Annotated in this window: 7 protein-coding genes; 2 read left to right on the forward strand and 5 right to left on the reverse strand. The window is 47.1% G+C overall.

From position 1 onward, the window contains the following. Window positions 1–8: 8 nt before the first annotated feature. Complete coding sequence (gene msbA / locus ACAX20_RS09460) at window positions 9–1,832, reverse strand: lipid A export permease/ATP-binding protein MsbA (protein ID WP_371185723.1); 1,824 nt, start codon at window positions 1,830–1,832, stop codon at window positions 9–11. Between the two features lie 223 nt (window positions 1,833–2,055). After that, window positions 2,056–4,854, reverse strand: a complete 2,799-nt coding sequence (locus tag ACAX20_RS09465) for a ComEC/Rec2 family competence protein (protein WP_371185724.1) — start codon at window positions 4,852–4,854, stop codon at window positions 2,056–2,058. 302 nt (window positions 4,855–5,156) lie between these two features. Between ACAX20_RS09465 and ACAX20_RS09470 the strand changes: the two genes are divergently transcribed. Then, on the forward strand, window positions 5,157–5,678 hold the full coding sequence (locus tag ACAX20_RS09470) for a DUF2062 domain-containing protein (RefSeq protein ID WP_371185725.1): 522 nt from the start codon (window positions 5,157–5,159) through the stop codon (window positions 5,676–5,678). A gap of 288 nt (window positions 5,679–5,966) precedes the next feature. Here the strand turns inward: ACAX20_RS09470 and lolE are convergent, their stop codons facing one another. Genes lolE through ACAX20_RS09485 form a run of 3 tightly spaced genes read right to left on the reverse strand, consistent with a single transcriptional unit; the run spans window position 5,967 to window position 9,260 of the window. After that, a complete protein-coding gene (gene lolE, locus ACAX20_RS09475; protein ID WP_371185727.1) occupies window positions 5,967–7,211 on the reverse strand; it encodes a lipoprotein-releasing ABC transporter permease subunit LolE in 1,245 nt (414 codons plus the stop codon). A 2-nt stretch (window positions 7,212–7,213) separates the two neighbouring features. Continuing rightward, window positions 7,214–7,957 (reverse strand): lipoprotein-releasing ABC transporter ATP-binding protein LolD, encoded by a 744-nt coding sequence (lolD, locus tag ACAX20_RS09480; RefSeq protein ID WP_371185728.1) that lies wholly within the window; start codon window positions 7,955–7,957, stop codon window positions 7,214–7,216. Next, window positions 7,950–9,260: a lipoprotein-releasing ABC transporter permease subunit gene (locus ACAX20_RS09485; protein ID WP_371185730.1), complete on the reverse strand. Its 1,311-nt coding sequence runs from the start codon at window positions 9,258–9,260 to the stop codon at window positions 7,950–7,952. The genes lolD and ACAX20_RS09485 overlap by 8 nt, the downstream gene beginning before the upstream one ends. A 231-nt stretch (window positions 9,261–9,491) precedes the next feature. Between ACAX20_RS09485 and mfd the strand changes: the two genes are divergently transcribed. Next, window positions 9,492–12,983: a transcription-repair coupling factor gene (mfd, locus tag ACAX20_RS09490; RefSeq protein WP_371185732.1), complete on the forward strand. Its 3,492-nt coding sequence runs from the start codon at window positions 9,492–9,494 to the stop codon at window positions 12,981–12,983. Window positions 12,984–13,005: the final 22 nt, after the last annotated feature.

Here is a 13,005-nt window from a genome sequence, read left to right on the forward strand (position 1 = left end):
TTTGCTTGTTATTCACCAAACTGAAAAGCGTGCAATTGCGCATACGCTCCTTGGGCTGTGATCAGCTCACTGTGAGTGCCTTGCTCTATCACCCGACCTTGCTCCATGACGATAATGTTGTCCGCATTTTCAATCGTCGATAAACGATGGGCGATCACCACACAGGTGCGATTTTTTTGCAACGTTTGCAGTGCATCTTGAATATGGCGCTCTGATTCGGTATCTAAAGCACTGGTCGCCTCATCTAAAATCAAAAACGGCGCATCACACAGCAGCGCACGCGCAATCGCCACACGTTGGCGTTGACCACCTGATAACAGTGAGCCATTCTCACCAATGTTGGTATCTAAACCTTGTGGCAAGTTATCGGCAAATTCCGTTACATGCGCCGCATTTGCAGCGGCTTCAATCGCGTCGCGGCTGGCATCAGGTCTACCATAAGCGATATTATTCGCTAATGTATCATTAAACAGCACCACTTGCTGCGACACATAGGCAAATTGGCGGCGCACATCTTTGAGCACATAATCTCGAATATTTTCACCATCAATGTTCACCGCACCATGGTTGGCGTTATAAAAGCGCAGCAGCAACGAGCTGATGGTCGACTTGCCCGAACCCGAGCGGCCTACCAAGGCCAGCGTTTTACCTGGCTCTACCGAAAAACTGACGTTATTCAACGCCGGCTTATCGGCATTTTTATAAGAAAACGTCACATCGTCAAAAGTAATATGGCCAGTGGCTTTCTCAAGCGGTAATGAACCGCTATCTTGCTCGACCGGTTGATCAAGCACATCAAAAACGCTGGCGGCTGCCGACATTCCGCGCTGAAATTCACTATTAACGGTGGTAAGTAGCTTCAGCGGTCGTAGCATCATGATCATACAGGTGACCACCGTGGTAAACACCCCTGGTGTTAAATTATCGACAAAGCCGTCTTGCCCTGCCATATAAAGCACAAACGCTAACGCAAACGAGGCGATAATTTGAATGATCGGCACGCTACCCGCTTTGGCCGCCACCAGTTTCATGCGCTGTTGACGGTTTTGATTGTTGATATCGGCAAAACGGTCAAACTCACGTTGTTGACCACCAAACGTCAGCACCACTTTATGACCATTAAAGGTTTGCTCAGTGGCACTGGTGACCACGCCCATCATTTTTTGAATATGACGACTGACCGAGCGAAATCGCTTTGATACCACCACCACAATGGCAGCCACAATCGGCACGATCAATAGGAAAATCGATGACAGTTGCCAGCTGTGATAAAACATCAGGCCAAGCAAACCGATAACAAACGCCCCTTCGCGGATCAATGTGACTAACGCTTTTGATACCGCATTATGTAACTGCTCGGTATCGTAGGTAATTTTTGAGATCAAAGAGCCGGTTGATTCCGAATCGTGAAAGGCCACCGGCATAGCAACAATATGTTCAAACAATTGTTGACGTAAGCGCATCACCACATGATTACCCACCCATTCCAAACAATAGGTGGCAATAAAATGGGCGACACCGCGCAACAAAAATGCGACGAGTACAAAAATCGGTGCGTATTTTAAAATATTGGGGTTGGCATTGGTTAAACCATCATCGATCAGAGGTTGTAGCTGCGAGAAAAACAGAGTATCAACGCCGGCATACGCGAGCATCCCAATAATGGATACCGTCAAGCCAGCACGCAGTCCGCGTGTGTAAGCAAATAGGCGTTTAAAATTATGCCATGTACTCACAGGCTCCGCATTGACTGACGCTGCGTCATTCACCACGACAGCTTCGGTGTTCATATCTGTATCTATAGTGTCAGATTGTGGCTCTTTTTTTGGCATGTGGGTCTCAGATAGAGCTTATTATCATATTAGATCCAAGCATTTTATCTTAAATTTGGCAAAGATTTAACTCCCGATGACGATTTACCTAGCTAAACCCGTTGTAAATCCCATTAGTACCCTTTAAAGATCCTCTGTTTGCCACGAATTCACATGCATATACTCCCAGCAAATAGGCCAACCATAGCGGACCGTTACAGACACAAACTGAGTGTAATTGGTATTATTGAAACGGCCAAAACGGCAACAAATCTTGGCGAGCGCTGTGATGCCATATCATCGCGTTGCCCTGTTGTTCACCAAAGTGTAGGGTGATCATCCCAAGATCAGCGGTGGTTAACGGCTGACTTCCTGCGGATAAATAACGCGCAACCACCTGTTCATTGGGCATCTGCCAACGGTTCATAAAGCCTGTTGAGAACACCACATAGTCTGCATCAAGTTGCTCAACAAAGGCCACCGATGATGAGCTTTTCGAACCATGGTGCGGCGCAACAACCACATCCACCGCCGATAACGACGCATTTGCTAATAAATAATGCTCAACCTTGGCAGAGATATCGCCGGGGATCAGCAGGCGATGAACGGCACTTTGAATAGTCAAGACACATGAGTCATCATTTTCCTCACCTACCGCTTGCAAAGGCCATAAAAACGACAGCGTCAAGCCTTGCCAATACAAACCGTGTCCGGAAACACACGGCAGAGCATTAGCTTTTAGCCGCCTAACCTGTTGTGCATTACTGATCACTAAACTGCTCGGCCACTGATCGATTAATACCGATGCACCACCAGCGTGGTCATTATCGCCATGGCTGATAATGATGTAATCGATGGCTAATCCCCGTCTTTTTACATACGGGACAATAATCGCATTGGCGATACTAAACCCACTGGCAAATACAGCGCCCGTGTCATAAATAATGCCACGGCCATTGCGCTCAATGAGTAGCGCCAAACCATGACCAACATCAAACACGGTTAACTGCCATGACGAGTCGTGCGTCTTGCTCATATCTGTACTTTGCGCCTTAGTTATAGCGATGCGTTGTACCTCGCTCACATGTTGTCGCCACGCTCGCGGTTTTTCAGCCTGTACGTTAGCTGGCGCTAATTGCACATCACTATTGTCATTGCCCCTATCAACAAGCGGTTTTGTTGGACTTAACCAGCGCCATGAGCTAAAAACGAGACTTGCCACCACCAATGCATAACACACATAGCGCCTAGGTAATGCCAAACTCAGTGATAAAAACAACAGCAAGGTGCCAGCGGTTAGACACCATAAGCCGCTGGCGGTCCCTATCCATGTGGTTATGCCTGCACTATAATCTATAGCACCAGAGCCTATGCCACCGCGCTCAGTAACAAGCCGATTATCATCAGCGCCAGCAACTACGTTTGAGCCAAATTCGACAAGCCACGTTAAATACAACAGCATGCTATCAAGGCAGTGGAAGATGACAAGATATAACGGCGCGGCTATATCAGCACATACCGACAGCAACGACGCCATTAATAACAAGGGAATAATCAGCAACGACATCAATGGCACCGTGATGATATTCGCTGGTAATGATAACCATGGGGTATTCGCAAAAAATAACTGGCTGATAGGCAATAATGCCACCGACAGTGCCAATTGCACCATCAATAGCGTATACATATAACGACGCCACCGACCTAAGTGCATCAACCGATGCCGACAGCAAAACACCACATAAACAATGACAACCACCGCCAAAAACGATAAATACAAGCTGACATCAAATAACGAAAACGGCTCGATGATAACAATGAGCCACAAGGATAGGACAAGCCAACGAACCACGCTAAAGCCAACGCCAGAGATTTTTAACCCATAAAATGCCAACAACATCACTAAGGCTCGTGTCGTGGGTAACGAAAAGCCTGCTAAGTAGGCATAGCTGCTAGCAAAAAACACACTAACAAGAATTGGCAAGCCATAACCATAGCGCTGGATCCAAGCGTCTCTGGGCACCAACACTAAAACGGCTCGCCCAAGCATCAAACCGATAACCGCGAGTAACGATAAATGCAATCCGGATATCGCCATCAAATGCTGCGTTCCAGTTGCAGACAACAAGTGCCAATCAAGGGGCGTTAATGCCGATTTATCCCCCACGGTCAACGCCAGCACATAAGCGAGCGTTTGCCGAATACGTGCAGGGTTTATGCTAGCTCGGTTGTTAAGCGTATCATCATGACGTTCCGCGTGACCTAACCCCGCTAGCGCATGGGTAGTGTCATGAGTGTTGCGTACATGAAATGGATCTCTCGCGGTCATCGTCTCTGGACTGGTATGCTGCCCTGGTGTGCCGGTAAAAGGCAAACCAAGCGCCAACACATATCGGCGGGCAATATGTCGTTGCACGCGTTGGCGAATGCTAGGATCATATTGGGTTATGTGATTATCACCGACAGCGCTCACATAACCGGTTAACGACAATCGTTGACTGGTAAGCCAGCGCTGATAGGAAAAGCTGTGCAGGTTTGCAAATCCGTGCGCCGGCTTTAGTTTCGCCAAAACCTCAATGTCACCGCTTTGCCCAAGCTCTCTTATCGCTGTTACCTCGTCAATCAAAGACTGCCTCATAGATAAGCGTGCCCTTAGTGGACGCTCTAATGTCATACCGTCGATTGCGAATATCGTCACAGTCAGCGTTACTCGCTGATTATTACGATGTGCTTTAAATTCTCGGAATTTTCTCTCCTGCCGATTGTCTTTCGCTGTTGCTGTTGATGTTAATGGCGGTGTTGGAGTCAAGGTTTTTAGTTTGGGAAATATCGGCACAAGTGATTCAATTCTCAGCGATAGCCAATGTTGTTGGCGCCAAAACTCGTCAGGCTCGGCATTCGCGACCTTTGCCTGTTCGGCGTTTGCGAGCCTGATCGTCGTTGAGTTTTCTTCTGTCGAAACCAACGCTTGTTTGGTAAGATCACTCAGCATCTCGTCTAACTGAGTTTGATAGAGGTGGGCATGCGCACAAACGTAACTCATGCCACTGAAAAATGCTAGCGTAAGGAAAACAGCTTGTCGACCTCGGCGCTTAGCTAAAAAAAAGCTGAGGAATGTCATGTTCAAGCAAGACAAAATCGCCACGACAAGATAGAATATAAGCATATTGGCGGCAAGCCAACAGGCACAAAAGGCTCCAAGTAAAAAAATTAACAGCCACCGTTCCATCGCATATATTCCGTTTTATTATCATCTGTATAGCATTTACACAGGCTGTTAAGAAGTATAGTAGACATGCGAGATGAACTATCGCCTGTTTGATAATAATGACGATGTAATAAAACATGCCAAAGAAACTCATTAAACGATATTTACCCGATCACCAAACCATCAAAGCAAACAAACATTTAAAAATATTTGGTGATGTATTGCATGATGCTAACTTGTGGAGTTTAAACCGCCGCTCGGTATCAAAAGCGTTTGCCATAGGTCTGTTTATGGCATTCGTCCCGGTACCGTTTCAAATGGTATTTGCCGCGGGTCTGGCGATTTTATGCCACGCAAATATTGCCGTCTCTATGGTCTTGGTGTGGATCAGCAACCCTTTGACGATTCCGCCGATATTTTATTTTTGCTACCTGCTTGGCACCATACTTATTGGCGTACCACAGCAGGAATTTGCGTTTGAGTTAAGCTGGCAATGGTTTGTTGATAGTTTGTCTACCGTCGGGATACCATTTTTACTTGGCTGCTTTGCCTGTAGCGCGTTTTTTGCCGTGCTTGGTTACGTGAGCATTAACCTATTATGGCGCTATCAAGTAAGCCGTAACTGGAAAAAGCGGATGCGTCGTAACAAACTGTCTTAACACCAGAGCACTGGAGCAAACGGCGCCAAGTCCCTGCTCCACCAACACCAGCCACGACAGACGTTCGGCCTCGCCTGATGTCACCCCCTCAGCAGATCATATATCGATATGGCCTATGCAAAACAAAAGCCCAAATGGCATAAACATTTGGGCTTTTACGGTTACCTAGTTGTTACCTAGTTAACACGGCCTAACGTGTCAGGCTCTGATTGAGCGATGTGACACTAGACTCAGCTAAAAGCGTTAACTCACGCACCTAACCTTTAGCACGTCGAATAAAAGCCTCGCCTAGCCACCTTGACCGAGAACCGCCGCCGGCTCAATTTTTGTTGCCCGCCAAGCAGGATATAAGGTTGCCAATAAACTTAACACCAAAGCGGCAATCACGGTTACCACCACATCTCGAGGATTGAGCTCGGTTGGAATGAAATCGATAAAATAGACATCCGCCGATAAAAACTTAACATTGAGTGCTTGCTCAACACTCAACACGATGTCCGTTAAGTTCAGTGCTAAATACACGCCCAAAAGTGCACCGATTACCGCACCTAGCACGCCATTGACTAAGCCCTGAAAAACAAAACTCAACATCACTGTACGCGGCTTAGCCCCCATGGTTTTTAAAATCGCGATATCACTTTTTTTATCGTTCACCGCCATAAACAAACTCGAGACGATATTAAAGCTGGCCACCGCAATCACCAATAACATCACCACAAACATCACCGTGCGCACCAATTGAATATCGTTAAACACATGGCCTTGGGTGCGTGTCCAATCGTTCATGTAGACATAGGCGTCAAATTCTAAACCAACCTCACGTACGATAGACGACGCTTGAAATACATCACTGACCGCAAGCCGGATGCCGTGCACGTTATCACCAATATCGGCAATTTCTTGCCCTAACGCCAGCGGCATATACGCCAATGTATCGTCTATGGTACCGCCAAAATCGAAAATGCCAACAATGACCATATTGCGCTTTATCGGCGCGGCAAATTGACCTCGATTATCGGCATTTCTCGGTAACAACAACTGCACGGTATCCCCGAGTTTGGCCTCAAGCTTATTGGCAATACCTTTACCAATCACCAGACTATTGCCGCTGAGATCGTGAAAATCACCGTGTTGCATATAGTCACGGATACTCGATACGTGTAACTCGCGTTCGACAACGACAGCGCGCAATTCTAAGGCTTTTAAATGTTCGCCTTTTTGCAATAAACCACCGAGCTTGACCACTGGGGCCGCGTGTTCAACATGAGGGTATTGCTCAAGTGCCTTAACCCGTTGTGGCCAGTTATCAATGGGCGTACTGACGGCAATAAGCTCACCATGAGGGATCACCGACAACAAGCGTTTGGCCAATTCTCGTTCAAAGCCATTCATCGCCGACAACACGAGGATCAGTACCATCACCCCAAGGCCAATGCCAATGGTCGATGAGGCCGAAATAAACGACGCAAACCCCGAGCTTTGTCTTGAACGGACATAGCGTAACCCTAGGTAGGCACTCAGTGGTCGAAACATAATTAACCCTGTACCTTGTGATCAAACGCCATACCAGCATCTTCGCTTAACGCGGTCGGCGTTGTCTCACCAATTTCAATAAGCTTGCCGTGATCAAGTTGTAACTGTCGATCCATGCGCGAAGCTAATGCCAAATCGTGGGTAACAATCACAAAGCTGGTGCCGCTGCGCTGGTTTAGCTCTTTGATCAACGCAAAAATTTGCTCCGCGGTATCGTAATCCAAATTACCCGTTGGCTCATCAGCTAAGATCACCGATGGCTTCGTTACCAAGGCGCGAGCGATCGCAACACGCTGGCGTTCACCGCCACTGAGCTGTGATGGGCGATGATGACAACGATGTTCAAGACCGACTTTAGCAAGCATTTCTCGCGCACTCGCCAATGCGTGCTTGGGTTTATCGCCACGGATCAATAACGGCATCGCCACGTTTTCTTCGGCGCTAAATTCCATCATTAAGTGATGAAATTGATAGATGAAGCCCAAATGTTGATTGCGAAAGTCGGCTCGTTTTTGCTCACTGAGTGTATAGATATCGACACCATTAATCAGCACACTGCCGGATGTTGGTGTATCGAGTGCCCCGGCCAAATGCAAGAACGTACTTTTACCACAACCCGAGCGACCGACAATGGCAACTAACTCGCCAGCCTCAACCGACAAGTCCAATCCTGTTAATACTTGTGTCGTTTGTGGCCCTTGTGCGTAGTCTTTGACCAACTGCTGACACTCTAATACCTTATTCATTCCTTAATACCTCTGCCGGTTGTGTCTTCGATGCGCGATACGCTGGGTACAAGGTAGCCAGCAAACTCATTAATATCGCCATCACCACTATCACGGCAACTTGCTCTGCTCTTAATTCAACCGGTAACACTTGCATCACAAAGCCCGATCCTAAGATATTGACACTGAACAGCGACAATATACTGTTAATGTTTAACGTGACTAACACCCCAAGTACAGCACCAATCAGCGTACCTAATACGCCATTAACCATCCCTTGGGAAATAAAGATATGCAAAATTTGCTGACGTTTCATCCCCAGCGTTTGTAAAATACCGATTTCCCCTTGCTTGTCGATCACCACCATCACCAGTGCCGAGACAATATTAAACGCGGCCACCGCAATGATCAGCATCAGCATCAGCCACATCATATTTTTTTCAAGTTTCACCGCCGCGAATAAATTGCCCTGCGATTGCGACCAGGTTTGAAATTGCATTGTTTGCATCCCCTCACCTTGCACGGCTAGTTGTGCGCGAAGCGTGCTGACCACATCATCGGCGTCAAAGGCATCGTGCAAATATAAGCGAATATTATCAACGTAATCGCGCGGTTTGCGCATCAGTCTCGCGGCATCTTCACCATGCACCAACACCATGTGCTCGTCCATTTGCGAGCCCAGCTGAAAAACCCCAACAAGGGTAAATTGGCGTTGTACCGGGATGCGCCCCATCGGCGTAAAAATGGTTTTGTTTGGTAAGGCTATGCGTAACTTATCGCCCAGTTGTACATCAAGGTTTCGTGCCAACTTCATGCCAATAATGATGTTGTACTGACCAGGGTATAAATCATCGAGATTGCCCACCACCATGTTGTCAGCAACCAGCGAAAAACGCTGTTCATATTTGGGGTAAATCCCTTGCATCAGGACACCTTGTAACTTACCTGGTGCTTGGATAAAGGACTCACTTTGCAAATACGGACTGGCGCCAATAACCCGTTCATCGTCAGATACTGTCTGCAGTATGCGCTCAACCTCGTTAATTTGGCCTTGTGAATTTTCCATCACCACGTGTGGCACCAAGCCCAAAATACGTTGTTTGAGTTGTCCTTCAAAGCCATTCATGACCGACACCACCGTGATCAATGCGGCCACGCCAAGGACAATACCAGCGATGGAAAAAAAGGTGATAAAAGAGACAAATCCAGAGTGGCTTTGGCTGCGCGAATATCGATATCCGATGTAGAAACTAACAGGCTGCAACATTTGTTTTTTATTAATTAATTGGCGCACCAAAATCGATGCCTTGGTTTTGGCTATCATAGCACTTTCTAACTTGGGTTGAATAGCACAATGGTGCTATGATGGGCGTTTTGTTGTATGTGCATATTACTGAGCTTAGCCTGACGTAAGTAACGCCTAAGTGAGATGCTCTACAAACTGTAACAATACGATGTTAGCCAGACAACATTGTTGTTTATAAAATAGGCAGCAAACTGACAACATCATCTTAATAACAACCATTGGATTAACGAAGCCGTTCACTGCAACTTTATGACTCAAATCAACCTGCTGCAACCGACGTTTAACTCGGTGATGAATAACAAAATAAATCGAATGCAGTTCTTGGGCCTTGCCGGCTCGAGTGACAGTATTGCGATATACCAAAGCGCACTGCAACACCGTGGCCTAACCTTATTGGTTACCCAAGACACCGCCTGTGCCCTTAGACTCGAGCAGGAGTTGCGGAGTATTAACGACAAATCGTTATCGATTTTACTGTTCCCAGACTGGGAAACGCTGCCGTACGATAACTTTTCACCGCATCAAGATATTATTTCACAACGTCTGCAGACGCTATATCAATTGTCGCGAATGGATAACGGTATTGTCATTGTCCCTGCGCATTCCTTAAGTCATCGCATTGCGCCTAAACAGTATATCGACAGCAACAGTTTACTGATCTGCCCAGGTGAAAAACGAGACATCTCTCAATTACGTCGCGAGTTAGAACAATGCGGTTATCGAGCCGTCGAGCAAGTGCTCGAGCACGGTGAATACTGTGCCCGTGGCTCATTGTTGGATTTATTCCCGATGGGCAGCAAAAGTCCGTTTCGTCTTGATTTTTTTGATGATGAAATCGAGTCCATCCGCATCTTTGACGTTGATAGCCAACGCTCAATCGACACCATAGATCGGATCGATTTATTACCTGCCCACGAATTCCCCACCGACAGCGATGCCATCAATCGTTTTCGTGGCCAGTACCGTGAACAATTTAACGTCAGTAACGATAAAGAGTCGATTTACTACCAAGTATCCAAAGGCATTATACCAACCGGCATTGAATACTATTTGCCGCTATTTTTTGAGCAAACAGCCACCTTATTCGATTACTTGCCTGCTGACACACTGCTGATGCTGTATGGCGGTATTGAGCAAAAAATGGCTCAGTTCATTGCCGATACCGAGCACCGCTTTGAAGACCGACGCCATAACCCATTACGGCCATTACTGCCACCTAGCCGGTTATTTTTAAGTAAAGAGCAATTGTTTGCTCAATTTAAACAATACCCTCGCATAGCCATAAATGGCGATCATGCGCCAAGCAGCAACGCGCAAACACTGACGTTTGCCACACAGGCGCTCGTTGACGTGGCCGTCAATCATCAACTAAAAGAGCCGTTAACCGCGTTACGGGCCTATTTAGACCGTGCTCAAAAACAGGCGACACCGGTCTTGTTTGTTGCCGAATCACAAGGCCGTCGCGAGTCGGTGATTGAGCTGTTAGGGCGAGCGGGAATCAAGCCGGTAACCGTCAACAATCTTACCGAGTTTGTCGAACAACAACCCGCCATTGCGATCACGGTGAACGCCCTAGCGCGCGGTTTTACCTACCAAACTGACGCTTTAACGTTTACCTTAATCACGGAAGACGACTTATTTACCGAGCGGGTTAAGCAACGCCGACGCAGCAAAAAATCGCAAGAAACCAATTCCGAAGCGATTTTCAAAAACCTCACGGAATTATCCATCGGCCAACCTGTGGTGCACATTGAGCACGGCATTGGTCGTTACAATGGCTTACAACATTTTGAAAACCAAGGCATCGTCACCGAGTTTTTAACCCTTATTTACGCCAATGAGGCTAAATTATACGTGCCGGTGTCATCACTGCATTTGATCTCACGTTATAGTGGTAGCGACACCGACACCACGCCGTTGCATCGTTTAGGTAGCGACGCGTGGGATAAAGCCAAGAAAAAAGCAGCGGAGAAAGTCCAAGATGTCGCGGCAGAGTTGTTAGATATCTATGCCAAACGCGAAAGTAGCCAAGGCCATCAGTTTGCCCAACACCTCAGCGATTATCAAAAGTTTGCCGACAGCTTTGGTTTTGAAGAGACCGACGATCAAGAAAACGCCATCAACGCCGTTGTTGCCGACATGCTCTCGCCAACGCCAATGGATCGCTTGGTCTGTGGTGATGTCGGTTTTGGTAAAACCGAAGTTGCGATGCGCGCCGCGTTTATTGCCGCTAATGATGGCAAACAAGTGGTGGTGTTAGTGCCAACCACTCTGTTAGCACAACAACATTATGAAAACTTTAACGATCGCTTTGCCAATTGGCCCATTAACATCGAGGTGTTATCACGCTTTAAAACCGCGAAGCAGCAAAAACAGGTTATCGAGCAGGTTGGCAATGGCCAAGTTGATATATTAATCGGCACCCACAAGTTACTGTCAGATGACATAACATACCACGACCTTGGTTTACTGATCGTCGACGAAGAGCATCGTTTTGGGGTTAAGCAAAAAGAAAAAATCAAACGTCTGCGTGCCAACGTCGATATTTTAACACTAACGGCAACACCGATCCCAAGGACCCTTAATATGGCCATGGGTGGCATGCGTGATTTGTCCATCATTGCCACCCCGCCCGCAAAACGGTTGGCAGTAAAAACATTTGTACGCGAGCGTGATAATGCCCTTATTCGTGAATCGGTGATGCGCGAAATCTTACGTGGTGGCCAAGTGTATTTTCTCCATAACAACGTGCAAACGATTGAAAAGACAGCACAAGAATTACAAGAGTTATTACCTGAAGCCAACATTGTCGTCGCTCACGGGCAAATGCGCGAACGCGATCTAGAGCGCATTATGAGTGACTTTTATCATCAGCGCTTTAATGTTCTCGTGTGTACCACCATCATTGAAACCGGTATCGATGTACCTACAGCGAACACCATTATCATGGACCGAGCCGATCACTTAGGCTTAGCGCAACTGCATCAATTACGAGGTCGTGTTGGCCGCTCGCATCACCAAGCTTATGCGTACTTGCTGACCCCTCATCCAAAACGTATGACCAAAGACGCGCTAAAACGCCTTGATGCCATTGCTCAACTGGAAGATTTAGGGGCTGGCTTTGCGCTGGCGACCCACGATTTAGAAATTCGCGGCGCCGGTGAGCTGTTAGGCGACGATCAATCAGGGCAAATGGCCAGCATTGGTTTTAGTTTATATATGGAAATGCTCGATCAAGCCGTTGATGCGTTAAAACAAGGTAAGCAATTGTCCCTTGATGAACTCAGTGCCGGACAAAGCGACGTCGATTTGAAAATCGCCGCGATATTACCGGAAGATTATATTGGCGATGTAAATTTGCGCTTATCGTTTTATAAACGTATCGCCAGTGCCGTTGATACTCAGGCACTGGACGATTTGCAGATCGAGTTGATCGACCGTTTTGGTTTACTGCCCGCAGCAACCAAAAACATGTTCCACCAAGCCAAACTGCGTTTAATTGCGCAACGACTTGGCATTAAGCGCATTGATGCGTCTGCCAATGGTGGTAGCATAGAATTTAACGATGATACCAGTGTCGAGCCACTGCACATCATCCAGCTGATCCAGAGCCAGCCAGCCGTGTATCAAATGGCCGGCGCCAACAAACTTAAGTTTGTACTGAACGACGCCGATGCTGGCCAAAGAATATCGGCAGTAAAACAATTGCTTGCTCAACTTGAGCCGAGCCTTACTGCCTAATACAATGATTATTAAGAAGTTA

The organism is Thalassotalea sp. Sam97 (genome assembly GCF_041379765.1).
Classification (GTDB): Bacteria; Pseudomonadota; Gammaproteobacteria; order Enterobacterales; family Alteromonadaceae; genus Thalassotalea_A; species Thalassotalea_A maritima.

Excerpts from the sequence above, each read along its gene's own strand:
- mfd (WP_371185732.1), top strand. The coding sequence starts at position 9,492 with ATGACTCAAATCAACCTGCTGCAACCGACGTTTAACTCGGTGATGAAT.
- ACAX20_RS09470 (WP_371185725.1), top strand. The coding sequence starts at position 5,157 with ATGCCAAAGAAACTCATTAAACGATATTTACCCGATCACCAAACCATC.
- msbA (WP_371185723.1), bottom strand. The coding sequence starts at position 1,832 with ATGCCAAAAAAAGAGCCACAATCTGACACTATAGATACAGATATGAAC.
- lolE (WP_371185727.1), bottom strand. The coding sequence starts at position 7,211 with ATGTTTCGACCACTGAGTGCCTACCTAGGGTTACGCTATGTCCGTTCA.
- ACAX20_RS09465 (WP_371185724.1), bottom strand. The coding sequence starts at position 4,854 with ATGAGTTACGTTTGTGCGCATGCCCACCTCTATCAAACTCAGTTAGAC.
- ACAX20_RS09485 (WP_371185730.1), bottom strand. The coding sequence starts at position 9,260 with ATGATAGCCAAAACCAAGGCATCGATTTTGGTGCGCCAATTAATTAAT.
- lolD (WP_371185728.1), bottom strand. The coding sequence starts at position 7,957 with ATGAATAAGGTATTAGAGTGTCAGCAGTTGGTCAAAGACTACGCACAA.